16 protein-coding genes are annotated in these 18,590 nt (G+C 71.2%); 12 read left to right on the forward strand and 4 right to left on the reverse strand.

The features are described from left to right. Positions 1-41: 41 nt before the first annotated feature. Together FB465_RS21390 and FB465_RS21395 are read left to right on the forward strand one after the other, a co-directional pair. Positions 42-2,081: a thioredoxin domain-containing protein gene (locus tag FB465_RS21390; RefSeq protein ID WP_170290657.1), complete on the forward strand. Its 2,040-nt coding sequence runs from the start codon at positions 42-44 to the stop codon at positions 2,079-2,081. Between the two features lie 40 nt (positions 2,082-2,121). Further along, on the forward strand, positions 2,122-2,967 hold the full coding sequence (locus tag FB465_RS21395; protein WP_145792895.1) for a GNAT family N-acetyltransferase: 846 nt from the start codon (positions 2,122-2,124) through the stop codon (positions 2,965-2,967). A gap of 98 nt (positions 2,968-3,065) precedes the next feature. On the opposite strand, the gene FB465_RS21400 is transcribed toward FB465_RS21395, so the two are convergent. Continuing rightward, the gene (locus FB465_RS21400) at positions 3,066-3,995 is read right to left on the reverse strand and encodes a hypothetical protein (protein ID WP_145792897.1); all 930 of its coding nucleotides are present in this window, start codon (positions 3,993-3,995) and stop codon (positions 3,066-3,068) included. Between the two features lie 254 nt (positions 3,996-4,249). On the opposite strand from FB465_RS21400, the gene FB465_RS21405 reads away from it, so the two are divergent. From FB465_RS21405 to FB465_RS21415, 3 genes are all read left to right on the forward strand, one after another. After that, on the forward strand, positions 4,250-4,900 hold the full coding sequence (locus tag FB465_RS21405) for a papain-like cysteine protease family protein (protein ID WP_145792899.1): 651 nt from the start codon (positions 4,250-4,252) through the stop codon (positions 4,898-4,900). Positions 4,901-4,910: 10 nt separating this feature from the next. Further along, on the forward strand, positions 4,911-5,723 hold the full coding sequence (locus FB465_RS21410; RefSeq protein ID WP_145792900.1) for a hypothetical protein: 813 nt from the start codon (positions 4,911-4,913) through the stop codon (positions 5,721-5,723). Between the two features lie 192 nt (positions 5,724-5,915). Continuing rightward, positions 5,916-6,191, forward strand: a complete 276-nt coding sequence (locus FB465_RS21415) for a hypothetical protein (protein ID WP_145792902.1) — start codon at positions 5,916-5,918, stop codon at positions 6,189-6,191. On the opposite strand, the gene trhA is transcribed toward FB465_RS21415, so the two are convergent. After that, positions 6,162-6,857, reverse strand: a complete 696-nt coding sequence (trhA, locus tag FB465_RS21420) for a PAQR family membrane homeostasis protein TrhA (RefSeq protein WP_145792904.1) — start codon at positions 6,855-6,857, stop codon at positions 6,162-6,164. The genes FB465_RS21415 and trhA overlap by 30 nt on opposite strands. A gap of 276 nt (positions 6,858-7,133) precedes the next feature. Here trhA and FB465_RS21425 point away from each other — a divergent pair, with 276 nt between their 5' ends. Next, complete coding sequence (locus FB465_RS21425) at positions 7,134-8,963, forward strand: phosphoenolpyruvate carboxykinase (GTP) (protein WP_145792905.1); 1,830 nt, start codon at positions 7,134-7,136, stop codon at positions 8,961-8,963. Positions 8,964-9,212: 249 nt separating this feature from the next. Here the strand turns inward: FB465_RS21425 and FB465_RS21430 are convergent, their stop codons facing one another. Continuing rightward, the gene (locus FB465_RS21430) at positions 9,213-10,427 is read right to left on the reverse strand and encodes a pyridoxal phosphate-dependent aminotransferase (protein WP_145792906.1); all 1,215 of its coding nucleotides are present in this window, start codon (positions 10,425-10,427) and stop codon (positions 9,213-9,215) included. A gap of 98 nt (positions 10,428-10,525) precedes the next feature. Between FB465_RS21430 and FB465_RS21435 the strand changes: the two genes are divergently transcribed. Further along, positions 10,526-11,152 carry a prepilin peptidase gene (locus FB465_RS21435; RefSeq protein WP_246192765.1) on the forward strand — a complete coding sequence of 209 codons (627 nt, stop codon included), beginning with the start codon at positions 10,526-10,528 and terminating at the stop codon, positions 11,150-11,152. An 87-nt stretch (positions 11,153-11,239) separates the two neighbouring features. Here the strand turns inward: FB465_RS21435 and FB465_RS21440 are convergent, their stop codons facing one another. Beyond that, positions 11,240-12,820, reverse strand: coding sequence for a chitinase (locus tag FB465_RS21440; RefSeq protein WP_145792910.1), 1,581 nt, complete (start codon positions 12,818-12,820; stop codon positions 11,240-11,242). 372 nt (positions 12,821-13,192) lie between these two features. On the opposite strand from FB465_RS21440, the gene FB465_RS21445 reads away from it, so the two are divergent. The 5 genes from FB465_RS21445 (at position 13,193) to FB465_RS21465 (ending at position 18,560) form a co-directional block, all read left to right on the forward strand. Continuing rightward, positions 13,193-13,987 carry an isoprenyl transferase gene (locus FB465_RS21445; protein WP_145792911.1) on the forward strand — a complete coding sequence of 265 codons (795 nt, stop codon included), beginning with the start codon at positions 13,193-13,195 and terminating at the stop codon, positions 13,985-13,987. Positions 13,988-14,023: 36 nt separating this feature from the next. Beyond that, entirely contained in the window at positions 14,024-14,161 is a 138-nt protein-coding gene (locus FB465_RS21450; protein ID WP_425461197.1) for an undecaprenyl diphosphate synthase family protein, read from the forward strand. Positions 14,162-14,395: 234 nt separating this feature from the next. Then, complete coding sequence (gene phoH2, locus FB465_RS21455) at positions 14,396-15,727, forward strand: RNA 5'-3' helicase PhoH2 (protein ID WP_145792913.1); 1,332 nt, start codon at positions 14,396-14,398, stop codon at positions 15,725-15,727. A gap of 411 nt (positions 15,728-16,138) precedes the next feature. After that, positions 16,139-16,819 (forward strand): aggregation-promoting factor C-terminal-like domain-containing protein, encoded by a 681-nt coding sequence (locus FB465_RS21460; protein WP_145792914.1) that lies wholly within the window; start codon positions 16,139-16,141, stop codon positions 16,817-16,819. Positions 16,820-17,258: 439 nt separating this feature from the next. After that, entirely contained in the window at positions 17,259-18,560 is a 1,302-nt protein-coding gene (locus tag FB465_RS21465) for an AI-2E family transporter (protein WP_246192766.1), read from the forward strand. The last annotated feature ends 30 nt before the right edge of the window (positions 18,561-18,590 follow it).

Here is an 18,590-nt window from a genome sequence, read left to right on the forward strand (position 1 = left end):
GCAGCGCCTCCCGCGCGTCGCAGATGCGCAAGGATGGGGGCATGCCGAACCGTCTCGCGGACGCGACCTCGCCGTACCTGCTGCAGCACGCCGACAACCCGGTGGACTGGTGGCCCTGGGGGCCGGACGCCTTCGATGAGGCGCGGCGACGGGGCGTGCCGGTGCTGCTGTCGGTCGGGTACGCGGCGTGCCACTGGTGCCATGTGATGGCCCACGAGTCCTTCGAGGACGATTCCGTCGCCGCGTACGCCAACGAGCACTTCGTCTCGATCAAGGTCGACCGCGAGGAGCGGCCGGACGTCGACGCGGTGTACATGGAGGCCGTTCAGGCCGCCACCGGGCAGGGCGGCTGGCCGATGACGGTCTTCCTCACGCCCGACAAGGACCCGTTCTACTTCGGTACCTACTTCCCGCCCGAGCCCCGGCACGGCATGCCCGGCTTCCGGCAGGTGCTGGAGGGCGTGTACGCCGCGTGGCGCGACCGCCGCGAGGAGGTCGGCGAGGTGGCCGCCCGGATCCGGGCGGACCTGGCCGAGCGGGCGGCCGTGTACGACGTCGGCGCCGGTGTGCTCCGCCCGCCCGCCGAGGAGGACCTCTACCAGGCGCTGGTCGCGCTCAGCCGCAGCTTCGACGAGAAGCGCGGCGGCTTCGGCGGAGCACCCAAGTTCCCGCCGTCCATGACGGTCGAGTTCCTGCTCCGGCACCACGCCCGCACCGGCTCCGAGGCCGCCCTGGAGATGGCCGGGCGGACCTGTGAGGCCATGGCCCGCGGCGGCATCTACGACCAGCTCGGCGGCGGCTTCGCCCGCTACTCGGTGGACGCCGAGTGGGTGGTGCCGCACTTCGAGAAGATGCTCTACGACAACGCCCTGCTGCTCCGGGTCTACCTGCACCTCTGGCGGGCCACCGGCGGCGAGCAGGCACGGCGTGTCGCCCTGGAGACCGCCGACTTCCTGCTGCGTGAACTCCGTACTCCCGAGGGCGGGTTCGCCTCCGCGCTGGATGCCGACAGCCTCGACCCGGCGACCGGGAAGTCCACCGAGGGCGCCTACTACGCCTGGACGCCCGAGCAGCTGACCGCCGTCCTGGGTGAGGAGGACGGCGCCCTGGCCGTCTCGCTCTTCGAGGTCACCGGCACCTTCGAGCACGGCTCCTCCGTCCTGCAGCTGCTCGGCGACCCCACCGACACCGAGGCGTACGAGCGGATCCGGGCCCGGCTGTTCGAGGCGCGCGCCGAGCGGCCCGCGCCCGCCCGCGACGACAAGGTGGTCGCGGCCTGGAACGGCCTCGCCATCGCCGCCCTCGCCGAGACCGGCGCGCTGCTCGACCGCCCCGACCTGGTGGAGGCCGCGGTCCGCGCGGCCGACCTGCTGCTCGCCGTCCACCTCACCGCGGACGGCCGGCTGCTGCGCACCTCGCGGGACGGACGGGCGGGCGAGAACGCCGGTGTCCTGGAGGACTACGCGGACACCGCCGAGGGCTTCCTCGCCCTCTTCGCCGTCACCGGCGACGCCGAATGGCTCGGGCTGGCGGGCGGGTTGCTCGACACGGTGCTGGTCCACTTCGCCGACGCCGAGTCAGGTGCGCTGTACGACACCGCGGACGACGCCGAGGAGCTGATCCGGCGTCCGCAGGACCCGACCGACAATGCGGCGCCCTCCGGCTGGACGGCCGCCGCCAACGCCCTGCTCACATACGCCGCCTACACCGGATCGGCCCTCCACCGCACCGCCGCCGAGCGCGCCCTCGGCATCGTCGGGGCGCTGGCCCCGCGGGCCCCGCGCTTCATCGGCTGGGGCCTGGCCGCGGCCGAGGCCCTGGCGGACGGCCCGCGCGAGGTCGCCGTGGTCGGCCCCGCCGACGACCCGGCCACCGCGGCGCTCCACCGCACCGCGCTGCTCGGCACCGCCCCGGGCGCGGTCGTCGCCGTCGGCGAGCCCGGCACGACGGAGGTCCCGCTGCTGGCGGACCGTCCCCTGCTCGGCGGGCGGGCGGCCGCGTACGTCTGCCGCCACTTCACCTGCGACGCCCCGACGGCCGAGCGGGCGGCGCTGGCGGAGAGCCTGGGGGCCCGGCAGTAATCCGGGTGCACTGGACACCGGACGTCGGACAGGATGTGGCATGACCTGGACCCTGACGTCCTCTCTGGACGAATTCCGGGCGGAGACGGGCGACTTCCTGGCCGCCCACCCCGCCGAGAACACCGTGCTGCTCACGCTGGTGGACCGCCTCGCCAAGCTCGGCCTGAACGCCTTCGGCCCCGAGGCGCCCCGCTTCGGCTGGTGGCGTCCGGGGCCGGAGGCGCAGGTCGCAGGAGCCTTCCTGCAGACCCCGCCGTTTTCGCCGCGGCTCGGCCGGATGCCGACGGAGGCCGGAGCCGAACTGGCGGCCGCGCTGCACGCGGACGGTGTCGAGCTGCCCGGGATAGCGGGTGGCGAGGCGCCGACCTGGGCCTTCGTGGAGGTCTGGCAGAAGGCGGCCGGCTGCGGCGCGACCGTCCACGTGAACGAGCGACTCTACCGGCTGGGCGAGCTCACCGACCCCAGCCCCGTGCCCGACGGCCGGGCCCGGCCGGCGACGGCGGCCGACCGCGAGCTGCTGATCGCCTGGTTCGACGCCTTCCTGGCCGAGATCGACCACCCCAGCCCCGACCTTGCCGCCGTCGTCGACCGCCGCACCGCCGACGGGGACCTGCACATCTGGGAGGTCGACGGCCGCCCGGTCTCCCTCGCCGGGGTCAGCCCGGTGATCGCGGGCATGTCCCGGGTCGGCCCCGTCTTCACCCCGCCGGAGCTGCGCGGACGTGGCTACGCCAGCGGGGTCGTCGCGGCAGGTTCTGCCCACGCCCTCGCCCAGGGCGCGGACGAGGTGCTCCTCTACACCGACCTGGCCAACCCCACCAGCAACTCGATCTACCAGAAGCTCGGCTACCGGCCGGTGGCGGACTGCGTGACACTCGACTTCTAGGTGCACTATCCAGGGGCGCGGGGAACTGCGCGAGATCGGAAGGCAACGACCTGTGCCCTACCGCTTCGCGCCGTTCCCCGCGCCCCTGATGGTGCAGCTCATTCCCAGTCCCAGCGGATGCCCAGTAGGCAGGGCCGGAGTCCGCTCGCCACCAGGTGGACGCAGTGGTGCCCGTCGAGGGTCAATTCCTCGGTCTCGTACGGCTCCTCGCCCGGGGAGTGGCACGCGAAGCGGTGGCAGCGGACGGGCAGGGCGTCGGGGTGGAAGGTGACCTGGAGGACATACTGGCCCGCGCCGGAGTTGAAGCCGCGGACGTACTCGCAGCTGGGCACGGGCGCCGGGGCGTCGTCGAAGCCGTAGCCGAGCAGATGGGTGTCTCCGGTGCGCAGCCTGCGGTCCAGGAGCAGTTCGGCGACCAGCAGGTTGGCGGCCGGGTCGCGCCGGATCCGGCCGGGGCGGCAGTTCTCCTCGGCCCGTACGGTGACCAGGGAGATGTCGCTGCCGGGGTCGCCCTGGTGGATGGCGAGGTAGCGGTCGATGCCGTCGCGGTGGGCGCGCAGGGCGTGCTGGGAGTCGCGGCGCAGGAGCTGGCGGTCGGCGCCGACCCGGATCCGCTCGATGTGGGCGATGGTGTGCAGACCGGTGTCGGGCGGGCCCGCGATGGTGGCGAGCAGGCCGTCGACGGCGGCGGCCGGGGCGATCAGGTCCCGGTACGGCCGGGTGGCGGGGGTCGCCGGGCCCGGCGGGGCCTGTCTGGGGCCGAGCAGTCGGGTGAGCGAGTGCGCGGGCAGCTCGAGCACCTCCTCCAACGCCCGTACCGCACGCAGCGATTCGGTGCGTTCGGGCCGGCGGCGGCCCTGCTGCCAGTAGCTCAGGCTGGTCACCCCGACATGCACCCCTCGCTGCGCCAGGTGCTGCTGCACGCGGTGCAGGGCCAGGCCGCGGGCGGCGATGGCGGTGCGCAGGGCCAGGTGGAAGGGGCCGGTTCTGAGTGCGACCGCGAGGTCGGGCTGGACGCTCTGCTGCATGGCCGGCTCCCCGTCTGTCTGCCCGGTTGACCGTGAATATTCACATGGGAGCAGTCGATTGTCACCAGTCCTGACGATCGGCGGGCTGCGGGGCATCGTTCCGTTCACAGGCTCGACGTGCCGTTCACACCTGCTCCCTGCCCGGTCCGAGGTCCGTTGACCACCCTCGGTCAACGGCCCGATGCTGACTCGCAACGCGTCCGGACGCGTCCCCCCACACCCCCTCTCCTGCGGATTCGCAAGGAGGAGACGTCATGTCAGAAACCCGGATACGCCTGCGTCGGGCGGTCGCCGCTCTCGCGCTCGGTGTGCTCGCACCGGCCCTCACGGTCGCCGCGACCACCCCGGCCCAGGCACAGTCCGTCCCCCACATCCAGAGCCTGACCCAGACCCGGACCCAGCCGCACAGCGCCCTCGCGGCCGGCACCTGGCGGAAGCTCAACATCACCATGCAGCAACAGCAGAACACCAACTGGTGCTGGGCGGCGAGCGGCAACACGATCGCCACCTACTACGGCTACAACTACAGCCAGAACCAGTTCTGCAACGCCGCCTTCGGCCGCTCCACCGACTCCACCTGCCCGAACAGCCAGGCCACGCTGGGCGATGTCCAGAACGGGCTGAGCTGGATCGGGATCAACCCGGGCTCGTACGTCAACGGCTACCTGCGCTACACCACCGTGCAGACCGAGATCGACGCCAACCGCCCGGTCGAGACCCGCATCCAGTGGAGCTCGGGCGGTGGCCACATGCAGGTGCTGTACGGCTACGACACCGGGAACAACTGGGTCTACTGGGGTGACCCGTGGCCGTCCAACTACCGCTACAACTGGGCGGACTACTGGTACTACGTCAGCAACAGCTCGTTCTCCTGGACCCACTCCCTGTACCGGATCGGCGCGTGAGGAGACGACCATGACCGACATCAGGAAAGCCGCCGTCACCGCACTGTTCGCCGTCGCCCTCGGGGTGGCCGCCGCACCGCTCGCCCATGCCGCCGAGGGCCCCGCACCGGTGGCGCCCGGCGAGCTGGCAGCGGCTCGCAGCGCCGCTCAAAGCCCTTCGGTGCTCGACCAGTTGGGTCACTTCTTCGCCCGCAAGGGCGTCCCGCCGACCCAGCCGCTGGCGATCGGCGCGGCCGATGAGGCCCGTGCGGCGAGCCAGGCCGCTCCGCAGCTGACCGGCGCCACCGTGCCGGTCTACACCCTGGATGCCGGCTTCGTCGCCGGTACGGCAGGTGCGCCGGTGGCCGGACCCGACTTCGTGGCCAGCAAGGTGGTCGCCTCCGACGGCCAGGTCGCCGAGGTCTGGACGGTCAAGGACGGCCGCGGCTGGCGGGTGGTCAACATCGCCTCCGGCGGTGACGAGACCGACTACGCAGCCCGGGCCGCGAGCACCGGCGGCGGTACGGCCTTCCGTGAGCCGCAGCTGGGTGCCTGGTACGTGCTGCGCGGGGAGAAGGTGCTGCCGCTGGACGACGCGGCCCGCCGCTCGGTCGGTGCGGCCGGGGTGAGCGTTGCCGCGTACCAGAAGCTGGTGCACCAGCGGTACGGCGACAAGCTGCCCGGTTCGGCGTACGACCGGGCCGGCAAGGGCGGTGGCTTCGACACGGCCGCGGCGCCGGCCGGGTCGGCCGACCGGGCGCCTCTGCTCACGGCGGGCGCGGCGCTGACCGTCACCGCACTGGCGGGGGCGGGGCTGGCCGTCCGCCGCCGGGCCCGGGGCTGAGACCGGGTGAGTGAGGAGCGGTCCGGCGGGCTACTGCCGGGCCGCTCCTTCGTGTGCGCCGGGACTCGTGTGCATGGCAGCTCCAACAATTGACGGAGCGTTGATCCCCCGTTCGCCTGCGGCCCGCACCGCGCATGTCACGCTCGGTGGAGAGGGTGCGGCACGTGGTGATCCGGCCGAAGGGGGGCGCCGATGCGCGGTGTGCGATGGGGAACGGTGGCGGCGGTGTCGGCCGCGCTGGCCGTGGTCGCTGGTTATCTGCTCGACGGGGCCCGGCTGGTCTGGGCGGTGGCCGCCGTCGAGGTGATCCTGGTGATGGCGCACGTGGCCTGGCGCTTCCGCTCCAAGGCCCACGTCCGGACGATCGGCGAAGGCCCGGACGCCGCTCACTGCGAGCGCTGCCGCCGGGCCCAGGAGCGCCTGGAGATGCGGTCGGGGTCAGTTGGCGACGCTGTACGCAACCAGTGAGACGCCGACGTACTGCACGATGAAGGCCCCCAGGGTGAAGGCGTGGAAGACCTCGTGGAACCCGAACCAGCGCGGTGACGGGTTCGGCTTCTTGAGGCCGTACACCACGCCGCCCGCGCTGTAGAGCACGCCGCCGACGATCATCAGGGTGATCACCGCGGCGCCGCCCGCCTTCAGGAAGTCGGGGAGGAAGAAGACGGCGGCCCAGCCCAGCGCGAGGTAGCAGGGCGTGTAGAGCCAGCGCGGTGCGCCGACCCAGAAGACCCGGAACGCTATCCCGGCCAGCGCGCCGCCCCAGACGAGCCAGAGCAGCAGCTGCCGGTTGCCGCCGTCCAGCAGCAGGATCGTGAACGGCGTGTACGAGCCCGCGATGATCAGGAAGATGTTCGCGTGGTCGAGCCGGCGCAGGATCGCGTCCCCGCGCGGACCCCAGGTGAAGCGGTGGTAGACCGCGCTGATGCCGAACAGCAGCCAGGCGCTGACCGAGTAGACCGCGCAGGCGATCTTGGCGGGTGTCGAGTCGGCCAGGCAGATCAGCACGATTCCCGCCGCCAACGAGGCCGGGAACATCCCCGCATGAAGCCACCCCCGCCACTTCGGCTTGACGAGCCCGGTGTGGGGGTCGAGAACCAGGGCTTCGGGGTCCGTGGTGCGCTCCGCAGTCATGGCCAACATGCTACCTACGGCAGCGTAGGTTACTAGTCCGTAGGAAGTGGTGATGGTCACTTTTGGACGTTCTGGAGTGTTCGGGGCCGGTGTTCGAGGGTTCCGGGAGGGCCTGGATTGCCTTGTTACTCGCCAGTACTTCGACGGAATGGCGCAAAACTTACGTCAAAACCGACAAGGCGCCGTGTTCGGGGCTTGAGGCCGGAGCTACGGTGTAAGCACCCTCAACCCCCGCGATGCCGTCTCCTGGCCGAGATGGTGTGAAACGGAGCGATCGTGTCGTCTTCGAACTCTGCGCTCGCCGAGTCCGCGCCCACCCGCCACAAGCGTCTGCTGGCCTGGGTCGCCGAGATCGCCGAGCTGACCCAGCCCGACCGCATCGAGTGGTGCGACGGCTCCGACGAGGAGTACCAGCGCCTCGCGGACCTGCTGGTCGCTCAGGGCACCTTCAAGAAGCTCAACCCGGCGAAGCGGCCCAACTCCTACTACGCCGCCTCGGACCCGACGGACGTGGCGCGTGTCGAGGACCGCACCTACATCTGCTCCGAGCAGGAGAAGGACGCCGGCCCGACCAACAACTGGAAGGCCCCCGCCGAGATGCGGGAGATCTTCCAGGGCGAGACCGGCCTCTTCAAGGGCGCGATGAAGGGCCGCACGATGTACGTCGTGCCCTTCTCGATGGGCCCGGTCGGCTCCCCGCTGGCCGCCTACGGCGTCGAGATCACCGACTCCGCCTACGTCGCCGTGTCGATGCGCGTGATGACCCGCATGGGCCAGGCCGTCATCGACCAGCTCGGCGAGGACGGCGACTTCGTCAAGGCCGTGCACACCGTGGGTGCGCCGCTGGCCGAGGGCGAGGCCGACGTGCCGTGGCCGTGCAACACCACCAAGTACATCTCGCACTTCCCGGAGACCCGCGAGATCTGGTCCTTCGGCTCCGGCTACGGCGGCAACGCCCTGCTCGGCAAGAAGTGCTACGCGCTGCGCATCGCCTCCACGATGGCCCGCGACGAGGGCTGGCTGGCCGAGCACATGCTCGTCCTCAAGCTCACCCCGCCGAACGGCGGCGAGGCCAAGTACGTCACGGCCGCCTTCCCGTCCGCCTGCGGCAAGACCAACCTGGCCATGCTCCAGCCCACCATCCCGGGCTGGAAGGTCGAGACGATCGGCGACGACATCGCCTGGATGCGCTTCGGCGCCGACGGCCGGCTCTACGCCATCAACCCGGAGGCCGGCTTCTTCGGCGTCGCCCCGGGCACCGGCGTGGACACCAACGCCAACGCCATCGACACCCTGCACAGCAACACCGTCTTCACCAACGTCGCGCTGACCGACGACGGTGACGTCTGGTGGGAGGGCCTCACCGAGGAGCCCCCGGCGCACCTGACCGACTGGCGCGGCAACGACTGGACGCCGGAGAGCGGCACCCCCGCCGCCCACCCGAACGCCCGGTTCGCCGTCCCGGCCTCGCAGTGCCCGACCATCGCCCCGGAGTGGGAGGACCCGGCGGGTGTGCCGATCTCGGCGATCCTGTTCGGTGGCCGCCGCGCCACCGCCGTCCCGCTGGTGACCGAGTCCTTCGACTGGCAGCACGGTGTCTTCCTGGGCGCGAACATCGCCTCCGAGAAGACCGCCGCCGCCGAGGGCACCGTGGGCGAGCTGCGCCGCGACCCGTTCGCGATGCTGCCCTTCTGCGGCTACAACATGGGCGACTACTTCGGCCACTGGCTGAAGCTGGGTGCGCAGGCCGACGCCTCGAAGCTCCCGAAGATCTACTACGTGAACTGGTTCCGCAAGAACAGCGCGGGCAAGTTCGTGTGGCCGGGCTACGGCGAGAACAGCCGCGTGCTCAAGTGGATCGTCGAGCGTCTCGAGGGCCTCGGCGCGGGTGTCGAGACGCCGATCGGCGTCCTGCCCACGGTCGACGGCTTCGACCTCAAGGGCCTGGACATCCCGCAGGAGGACCTCGACCTGCTGTTCTCCGTGGACGCCGACATCTGGCGTCAGGAAGCGGCCCTGGTGCCCTCGCACCTGGAGCTGTTCGGCGAGCACACGCCCACCGAGCTGTGGGACGAGTACCGCGCACTGGTGAAGCGCCTCGGTTAGTCGACAAACCGCTACGGCCGGAGCCTCGGCCGGACGATCTCACCCCGACCAGGAGTGAGATCGCCCGGGTCGGGACTCCGGCCGTAGTCGTTGAGCGCCGCGGGGAACCGGACGCACTTGGGCACCCCCCAGGGGCGCGGGGAACTGCGCGCGCAACCGTGCACCTATGTAGATGCCTGGTCGCGGAGTTCCCCGCGCCCCTGGGGGGGTGCCCCTCATTGCACAGTGCCCTGGGGGGTGCCCCTCTGCCTAAGGCTGTGCGTAGCCCGACAGGAAGTCGCCGATCCGGGTGACCGCGTCGGTGATCTCCTCCGGCCGCGGCAGGGTGACCAGACGGAAGTGGTCCGGCTCGGGCCAGTTGAAGCCGGTGCCCTGGACGACCAGGATCCGCTGCGCCCGCAGCAGGTCGAGCACCATCTGGGCGTCGTCCTTGATCTTGTACACCCGCGGGTCGAGCCTCGGGAACGCGTACAGCGCGCCCTTGGGCTTCACGCAGCTGATGCCCGGGATGTCGTTCAGCAGCTGGTACGCCGCGTCGCGGGACTCCAGCAGCCGCCCGCCCGGAAGCACCAGATCCCTGATGGACTGGCGGCCGCCCAGCGCCGCCGCCACCGCGTGCTGCGCCGGCATGTTGGCGCAGAGCCGCATGCTGGCCAGCACGGTCAGCCCCTCGATGTAGCTGCCCGCCCGGTGCCGGTCGCCCGAGAGCACCATCCAGCCCGAGCGGAAGCCGGCCACCCGGTAGGACTTGGACATGCCGTTGAAGGTCACGCAGAACAGGTCCGGAGCCAGCGTCGCGAGCGGGATGTGCACCGCGTCGTCGTACAGGATCTTGTCGTAGATCTCGTCCGCGTAGATCACCAGCCTGTGCCGCCGGGCGATCTCGACGATGCCCTCCAGCACCTCGAGCGGGTAGACCGCCCCGGTGGGGTTGTTGGGGTTGATCACCACGATCGCGCGCGTGCGGTCGGTGATCTTCGCCTCGATGTCCGCCAGGTCGGGGTACCACTCGGACTGCTCGTCGCAGCGGTAGTGCACGGCGGTGCCGCCGGCCAGGCTGACCGAGGCCGTCCAGAGCGGGTAGTCCGGCGCCGGGACGAGCACCTCGTCGCCGTCGTCCAGCAGCGCGGTCATGGCGAGCTGGATCAGCTCGGAGACGCCGTTGCCGAGGAAGACGTCCTCGACGCTCAGCCCGTGCAGGCCGCGCTCCTCGTAGTGCATGACCACGGCGCGGCGGGCGGACAGCAGGCCCTTCGAGTCCCCGTACCCGTGCGCGCTGGAGAGGTTCTTCAGGATGTCCTGGAGGATCTCCGGGGGCGCCTCGAAGCCGAAGACGGCCGGGTTGCCGGTGTTCAGCTTGAGGATGCGATGCCCCTGGTCCTCCAGTCGCATCGCCTCGTCGAGCACCGGGCCGCGGATGTCGTAACAGACATTGGCGAGCTTGCTGGACTGGATGACCTGCATGCCTGACTACTTTACGGCGCTGTTACGCAGATCATCACGTGCTCTTGGACACAGGTCACCCGCGTCCTAGGCTCGAGCGGACCGTGAACGGAGGGGGCGTGGTGATCGGACTGCTGGCCGGGGCGGCGACGGGGCTGGCGGCCGCGCCGCTGTTGCGGGCGGCCGTGGTGCGGTACGCGGTGCCGTACGGCGAGCCGCCCGGAACGGGACCGGGGCAGGGCCTGGGCCCGGTCGCCCTGGTCGCCGCGGGCACGGGCGCGGCACTCGGCTCGGCGGCGCACTGGCCGCTGGTGACGGTGCTCGGCTGGGTCGGGCTGTTCGGCGTGGTGCTGGCCTTCGTCGACGCGGCGGTCTTCCGGCTGCCGGACGCGCTCACCCTGCCGCTCGGCCTGGGCACCGCGGCCCTGCTCCTGCTGGCGGAGCACCGAGGCGAGGTCCTCCTGCGCTGCCTCTACGCAGCCCTGGTCCTGGGCGCGGTCTACGGCGGACTCGCCCTGGTGGCCCCGATGGGTCTCGGCGACGTCAAACTGGCGCCGACGCTCGGAGCGGTGCTCGGCTGGTACGGCTGGGCCGCGGTGCTGTCCGGCTTCTTCCTGGGCTTCCTGCTGGCCGGCCTCTGGGGAGGCTTCCAGCTGCTGACCCGCCGGACCGCGCGCGGAGGCGAGCTGCCCTTCGGCCCGTGGATGCTGCTGGGCGCACTGCTCGCGGTGCTCGCGGCCGGGTAGGTGGACGAGGCCCGCCGTACCCCAGACGGTATGGCGGGCCTCGTGTGCTGCACCTTCCCCGCCTCAAGGGGAGGTGCTGTCAGGGGGTCACGGCATCGCGTGGACGTGGGCGCCGACGTTGTTGGAGAAGTCGTTGGCGTTGGCCGCGTCCCAGTTGGTCGACCAGGTCATCGCGCCGCGGATGGTCGGCCACTTGGCCGGCGGGACGAAGGTGCCGCAGTGGGTGCCGGTGGCCAGGCAGTCCAGCGCGTTGTTGACGACCGTCGGGGAGACGTAGCCGCTGCCCGCGCCCCTGGTGGAGGCCGGGACGCCGATGCCGACCTGGTCGGGGCGCAGGCCGCCCTGGATGTGGGTGCAGACCTGGCTGGTGATGAAGTCGATGGTGCCCTGCGAGTAGACGTTGCCGTCGCAGCCGTTCATCGAACCCGAGTTGTAGAACTGGGTGTTGACGACGGTCAGGATGTCCTTGGTGTTGAGCGCCAGCTGGAAGTACGCACCGGAGGTGTTGTACATCCCGATGGTCTCGGGAGCCATGGTCAGGACGAAGCCCGAGCCGACCTTGCTCTGCAGGGTGTGCAGCGACTGCGCCATGTACGTCGCGTCGACGCCGTTCTCCAGGTCGATGTCGACACCGTCGAAGCCGTACTGCTGGATCAGCGCGTAGGCGCTGTTCGCGAAGTTGGCGGCGGCGGTGGCATTGGCCACGCTGATCGCGCCGTTCTGGCCGCCGACGGAGAGGACGACCTTCTTGCCGGCCGCGTGCTTGGTGGCGATGTCCGCCTTGAAGTCGGCGTCGGTGTAGCCGCCGAGAGCGGTCGAGAGCTTCGGGTCGAGCGTGAAGGTGATGCCGCCGGGCTTGCCGGCGTCGGCGTCGGCGAAGGAGACCGCGATGATGTCGTACGCGCTCTGGACGTCCTTGAGCTTCTGGACGGTGGCGCCGTTGTCGAAGTTCTGCCAGTAGCCGGTCAGGACGTGCTTCGGCAGACCGGTGGCCGGCGGGGTGGTGGTGGGGGTCGACGTCGGGGTGCTGGTGGGCGTCGAGGTGGGGGTGGCCGTCGGCGTCGGCGTGGCGGTCGGGGTGGCCGTGGGTGTGGCGGTCGGCGTGGCCGTCGGGGTCGGCGAGGCGGTGCCCGCCGGGCCGGTGAGGGTGATGTCGTCCGCGTTGTAGGCGCCCTGGCCGTACCAGCCGTGCACATAGAGGGTGACGCTGGTGGTGCTCGCACCCGTGGTGAAGGTGGTGCTGAGCTGGTTCCAGGAGGTCTGGCTCGACCAGGTGCTCGGGTCGGTCCCGCCGGTGCCGCTCGCGCCCAGGTAGACGTACGGGCCCTGGACCCAACCGCTCAGCGTGTAGCTGGTGTTGGGCAGCACGCTGACGGTCTGCTGACACTGCGCGGTGTCCGAGCTGCTCGGGGCGGCGCTCAGCGCGTACGAGCCCGCGTGCTTGGGGGACGCGACCGCGCTCGCGGCACCGACGCAGCTCCAGCCGGAGAGGTTCCCGGCCTCGAAGCCGCCGTTGTTCACCAGGTTGCCCACCGCCGCGTTGGCGCCGCCCGCGAAGAGGGCCAGGCCGGTGCCGGCCAGGGCGAGGGCGGTGGTGCCGGCCGCGAGGACGGCGGGGACGGTGCTTCGCCGGCGCCGGTGGGACGGCTGCTGCAGCGTACGGGCCATGGATGCGCTCCTGTGGGGAGGAGGGAGGAGCCGCCGCGGTGGGGGTCACGGCGGCTCCGCGTGGGGGAGGGGAGGTCCGCAGTGGTGCTTCGGGGACGGGCGGCCCGGGGTGCCGCGCTGCCCTCGGTCACAAGCTGGACTAGACCAATAGGGGTCGTCAAGCACCCGGAGCCCCGCTTACGGGTCATTTAAGGAAGCGGTGACCGTTCCGTGTCCGAGCCGTCGTGACGTGACCACCCGTGGTCGACCGGTGCCCTGAGGTGACTGTGACAGCTTCGGTACCTGCGGCTTTACTGCGGCGGACCGCGCCGGAGGTAGGCTGCGCGAGGGTATTTCGCACCCGGGGGACCGAGCACGGAGGGGCCGAACGTCATGGGTCTGCGCGATGTCGTCGAGGGCACGCCGGGTCTGCGTACCCTGCTGGACAAGGCCTACCGGCTCTACGGCCGCCGGGTCGAGGTCCACCTGGCCAACACCCCGCACCACATCGGCGTGATCCTGGACGGCAACCGCCGCTGGGCCAAGGCCACCGGCGGCACCACCGCCTACGGGCACCAGCGCGGCGCGGACAAGATCAGCGAGTTCCTGGGCTGGTGCGACGAGACGCACGTCCAGGTGGTCACCCTCTGGATGCTCTCCACCGACAACCTCTCCCGGCCGGCCGAGGAGCTCGTGCCGCTGCTGGGGATCATCGAGGACACCGTCCGCGGCCTCGCCGAGACCCGCCGCTGGAAGGTCCACCCGGTGGGCGCGCTCGACCTGCTGCCGCAGCAGACCGCCGATGTGCTCAAGGAGGCCGCGCAGGCCACCGCCCACATCCAGGGCGTCACGGTGAACGTCGCCGTCGGCTACGGCGGCCGGCACGAGATCGCCGACGCCGTCCGCTCCCTCCTCCAGGAGCACGCCGGCCGGGGCACCTCGATCGAGGAGCTCGCCGAGATCCTCGACGTCGAGCACATCGCCGAACACCTGTACACCAAGGGCCAGCCCGACCCCGACCTGGTGATCCGCACCTCGGGCGAGCAGCGCCTCTCGGGCTTCCTCCTCTGGCAGAGCGCCCACAGCGAGTTCTACTTCTGCGAGGCCTACTGGCCGGCCTTCCGCAAGGTCGACTTCCTGCGGGCGCTGCGCGACTACCAGCTGCGCAACCGCCGTCTGGGGCTCTGACGGTCGGCTTCCTGGGTCGGCTCGCCCCGGCGGGGGTTGGCTGGGGGTGCGGGGGTCGTCCCCCGCAGTGAAGCTGCCTGCTTCTGCGAGGCCTACTGGCCGGCCTTCCGCAAGGTCGACTTCCTGCGGGCGCTGCGCGACTACCAGCTGCGCCACCGCCGCCTGGGGCTCTGACACGCGGGCCCTGGGTCGGCTCTCCCGGCAAGGTCGGGCCTCTGACGCTCGGGTCGTTCGGGCCCTGACGGTCTTGCAGGTAAACGTTCTCCAACAATGATCCGTCAGTTCGTTCTGACGGGTATGCACCACGGGTCGCCTGGGAATACCCCAGTCAGACCGGTATCCCGGCCACCGGGGTCGCGGGGACCGGTATGCCGCGGGTGACGCAGGGTCATCCGCTCTGGAGGCCTAGTGGTCAGTACCAAGAGCCGCCGGACACCAGACCGGCGCACGTACGTTCTCGACACCAGCGTGCTCCTGGCAGACCCCCTCGCCATGACGCGCTTCGAGGAGCACGAGGTCGTCCTCCCGGTGGTGGTGGTCACCGAGTTGGAGGCCAAGCGGCACCATCCGGAGTTGGGCTACTTCGCCCGCCAGGCACTGCGCCTGCTGGACGACTACCGGATCAGGCACGGACGGCTCGATGAGCCGATCCCGGTCGGGGAGGTCGGCGGCAGCATCCGGGTCGAGCTCAACCACTCCGACACCTCGGTCCTTCCGGCCGGCTACCGGGTCGGAGGCGAGGCGGACACCCGCATCCTGGCGGTCGCCCGCAACCTGCAGGCGGAGGGGTACGACGTCACCGTCGTCTCCAAGGACCTGCCGATGCGGATCAAGGCCAGCTCGGTGGGCCTGCTGGCGGAGGAGTACCGGGCCGAGCTCGCGATCACCTCCGGCTGGACGGGCATGTCCGAACTGCACGTCTCCGGCGACCAGGTGGACGCGCTCTTCGGAGCCGGCCACGACGCCGCCGTCGAGGTGGACGGCGCGGAGGAGCTGCCGGTCCACACCGGGCTGGTGCTCACCTCCGAGCGCGGCCGGGCGCTCGGCCGGGTGTCCGGCGACGGCCGGGTCCGGCTGGTGCGCGGCGACCGGGAGGCGTTCGGCCTGCGCGGCCGCAGCGCCGAGCAGCGCGTGGCGCTGGATCTGCTGCTCGACCCCGAGGTCGGCATCGTCTCGATGGGCGGCCGGGCGGGCACCGGCAAGTCCGCGCTGGCGCTCTGCGCCGGACTGGAGGCCGTGCTGGAGCGGCAGCAGCACCGCAAGGTGATGGTCTTCCGCCCGCTGTACGCGGTCGGTGGCCAGGAGTTGGGGTACCTGCCCGGCTCCGAGGCGGAGAAGATGGGCCCCTGGGCGCAGGCGGTCTTCGACACCCTCTCCGCCGTCACCACCCCGGACGTGATCGAGGAGGTGCTCTCCCGCGGGATGCTGGAGGTCCTGCCGCTCACCCACATCCGCGGGCGCTCGCTGCACGACGCCTTCGTGATCGTGGACGAGGCGCAGTCCCTGGAGCGGAACGTGCTGCTCACCGTGCTGTCCCGGATCGGCCAGGGCTCGCGGGTGGTGCTCACCCACGACGTGGCCCAGCGGGACAACCTGAGGGTGGGTCGGTACGACGGCGTGGTCGCGGTGGTGGAGAAGTTGAAGGGACACCCGCTGTTCGCCCACATCACCCTGACCCGCTCCGAGCGCTCGCCGATCGCCGCGCTGGTCACGGAGATGCTGGAGGACATCCAGCCCTGAGAATGAACCGGGGCAAATCGCCCTAAAAAGCCGTCAAGGAGCCTGCCGTATAGCGGCAGGCTCCTTGTCTGTCATCACATCTGACTGTCTCTTCTCCGCCGGACCTCCAAACGCCCAGCTCGCGAAGATTGTGAGATGCGCCACGCAACCGGGAATTGCGTAGACACGTCCCGGTGCGGCATGGTGAGGGTTCTGTCAGGCCCCGCGTACGACAATCACGCCCGGCAACTCCGGTTGACGGGCCGACAACTGAAGAACGATTCGTACGCCGCCCGATTCAAACGCCGTTCCGACTCACCTCGGTCCTGCGCCGGGCCAGCGCCTCCCGTGACCATGTACCGACGGAGGCCAGTGCCAAGGGGCATGTTGCGTCCGGACGGTCACGCGTGGGCGATGCTGGAAGGAAACCATGTGACTCGGATCTCGGTCCGGGGAGTTGCTGTGGCCTCCGCCACCGCGGTCACCGCTGTCGGTGCCGTCGTGGGTGTGGCCTCGGGCAGCGAGGGCACCAACACCCAGACGGTCGACGTCGCAGGCGCCACCCTGCTCGCCGAACTCCCGACGGGCGGCCACGCGCAGACCATCAGCGACAACTTCAGGCATCAGGCCACCGCTCAGCAGGCCTCCGCCGACGCGGCCGCCAAGAAGGCCGCCGAGGAGGCAGCGCGCCAGAAGGCCGCTGCCGACGCGCAGGCCAAGGCGGACGCGGAGAAGGCGGCCAAGGCCGCCGAGGAGAAGCGGAAGGCCGACGAGGAGGCCGCGAACCGCGCCAAGGCGCGTTCCGTGCTCGCCGCCGTCAGCCCGGGCTCGGTCCAGGAGATGGCTCTCCAGATCATCGGCGACGACGCCCAGTTCCAGTGCTTCAGCCAGATCGTGAAGCGCGAGAGCGGCTGGGACTACACCGCCACCAACGCGAGCTCCGGCGCGTACGGTCTGGTGCAGGCGCTGCCCGGCTCCAAGATGGCCTCGGTCGGCGCCGACTGGCGGACCAACCCCGCGACGCAGATAAAGTGGGGCCTGAACTACATGAACAGCCGCTACGGCAGCCCGTGCGGCGCGTGGTCCTTCTGGCAGTCGCACCACTGGTACTAGAGACCGGTAGCTCGAGACTGCACGCGAGAGGCCCCCGACTTCGGTCGGGGGCCTCTCTGCTGTCCAGCTAAGGGCGGGCCGCGCCGCCCGGGCTGCGCTGACCAGTGCGCCTGCGGGCGGTGCGGTCCTGGGTGCGGACGCGGGGCGCCGGAGAGGGTCCTGGTTGCTCCGGCACCGGCCGGTCCGCCGACAGTTGGTCCGTGATATCTGGCCCCTCCCCCTCGACCTGCTGTCTGAAACCAACGTGTTCATGCCGATTCATCCGTTTCGTCCGAGAGCCTGCCTGCCGATTCGCCGCACCAGCTGACGGGCCCGCCGGAATCCGGCGCGGGCGGACGGGTAGCGTCGTCCCCGACGGCCGTGGTGGGACCCCACGGCACAGCAGCCGAGCGGGGAGCGGGTGTCAGAAGTGGCGCGGGGCACGAGAGCGTTGCAGGCGGTGTCCTGGGTGGGTGGGCTCGCCTCCCGGGCGGTGGCCGCGATGGAGGAGCGGCGCCGGGCCGCCGTGGCCGAGCCGGAGGAGCAGGCCGAGGCCGCCGAGCTCGTCCCGGCACCGCGCAAGCCCCGCCCGGACGTCGAGCGACCGGCACCGGAACGCCCGCTGCCCGTACCGTCCGGCCGCGAGTACCACCCGGGCCGCCCCGCGACGCCGGCCGAGGCCGTGCCGTGGAGCCTGCGGGTGGCCGCCGAGTCGACCTGGCGCCTGCTGCTTCTCGCGGCGGCGCTCTACCTGCTCTTCCGGGTGGTCGACATGCTCCGGCTGGTCGCCTTCGCGGTCCTCGCCGCATTGCTGATCTCCGCGCTGCTTGAGCCGACCGTCTCCTGGCTGAGGCGGCACGGCGTACCGCGCTCGCTCGCCGCCGCCGGGACCTTCCTCGCCGGGGTGGCGGGCATCGGCCTGGTCGGCTGGTTCGTGGTCTGGCAGGTGACCACCAACCTCTCCTCCGTCACGGGCAAGGTCCAGGAGGGGGTCAACCGGCTCAAGGACTGGCTGGTGACCGGGCCGCTGCATCTGACGACCCAGCAGATCAGCGACTTCGCCAAGCAGATCTCGACCGCGATCGGCACCAACTCGGAGCAGATCACCTCGGCCGGTTTCACCGGGGTGACCATCGCGGTCGAGGTGCTCACCGGTGTGGTGCTGACCGCCTTCACCACCTTCTTCCTGCTCTACGACGGAGCCAGGATCTGGAGCTGGGCACTGCGCGGCCTGCCCCGGCACTCCCGCTACGCGATGGCCGGCGCCGGCCCCAAGGCCTGGGCGACGCTTACCGCGTACGTGCGCGGCACGGTGTGCGTGGCCTTCATCGACGCGCTCTGCATCGGCATAGGCATCCAGCTGCTGGGGGTGCCGATGGCCCTGCCGCTGGCGGTGATCATCTTCCTGGGGGCCTTCGTGCCGCTGGTCGGCGCGCTGGTCACCGGGACCATCGCGGTCCTGATCGCGCTGGTCACGCAGGGGCCGTTCACTTCGCTGATGGTGCTGGTGGTGCTGGTCGCCGTGCAGCAGATCGAGGGGCACCTGCTGCAGCCGCTGATCCTGGGCCGGGCGGTGCGGGTGCACCCGCTGGGCGTGGTGCTGGGTGTGGCGGCGGGGTCGATCGTCGGTGGGATCGGCGGCGCGATCGTCGCCGTACCGCTGATCGCCGTCACCAACACGGTGGTCTCCCACCTGCGGCGCCGCAACGCGGCCGGCCAGGAGGTCTTCGAGGCCCTCGAGGCCGCCCGCTCTGCCCGCTAGAGCAACCACAGCAGGAGCGTGAGGTGCTGC

The organism is Kitasatospora atroaurantiaca (assembly GCF_007828955.1).
GTDB classification, from domain to species: Bacteria; Actinomycetota; Actinomycetes; order Streptomycetales; family Streptomycetaceae; genus Kitasatospora; species Kitasatospora atroaurantiaca.

Bases quoted from the DNA above. Each gene is read 5' to 3' on its own strand.
- FB465_RS21405 (WP_145792899.1), top strand. From the start codon at position 4,250: ATGTCAGAAACCCGGATACGCCTGCGTCGGGCGGTCGCCGCTCTCGCG.
- FB465_RS21390 (WP_170290657.1), top strand. From the start codon at position 42: ATGCCGAACCGTCTCGCGGACGCGACCTCGCCGTACCTGCTGCAGCAC.
- FB465_RS21400 (WP_145792897.1), bottom strand. From the start codon at position 3,995: ATGCAGCAGAGCGTCCAGCCCGACCTCGCGGTCGCACTCAGAACCGGC.
- FB465_RS21430 (WP_145792906.1), bottom strand. From the start codon at position 10,427: ATGCAGGTCATCCAGTCCAGCAAGCTCGCCAATGTCTGTTACGACATC.
- FB465_RS21440 (WP_145792910.1), bottom strand. From the start codon at position 12,820: ATGGCCCGTACGCTGCAGCAGCCGTCCCACCGGCGCCGGCGAAGCACC.
- FB465_RS21410 (WP_145792900.1), top strand. From the start codon at position 4,911: ATGACCGACATCAGGAAAGCCGCCGTCACCGCACTGTTCGCCGTCGCC.
- FB465_RS21395 (WP_145792895.1), top strand. From the start codon at position 2,122: ATGACCTGGACCCTGACGTCCTCTCTGGACGAATTCCGGGCGGAGACG.
- FB465_RS21445 (WP_145792911.1), top strand. From the start codon at position 13,193: ATGGGTCTGCGCGATGTCGTCGAGGGCACGCCGGGTCTGCGTACCCTG.
- FB465_RS21415 (WP_145792902.1), top strand. From the start codon at position 5,916: ATGCGCGGTGTGCGATGGGGAACGGTGGCGGCGGTGTCGGCCGCGCTG.
- trhA (WP_145792904.1), bottom strand. From the start codon at position 6,857: ATGACTGCGGAGCGCACCACGGACCCCGAAGCCCTGGTTCTCGACCCC.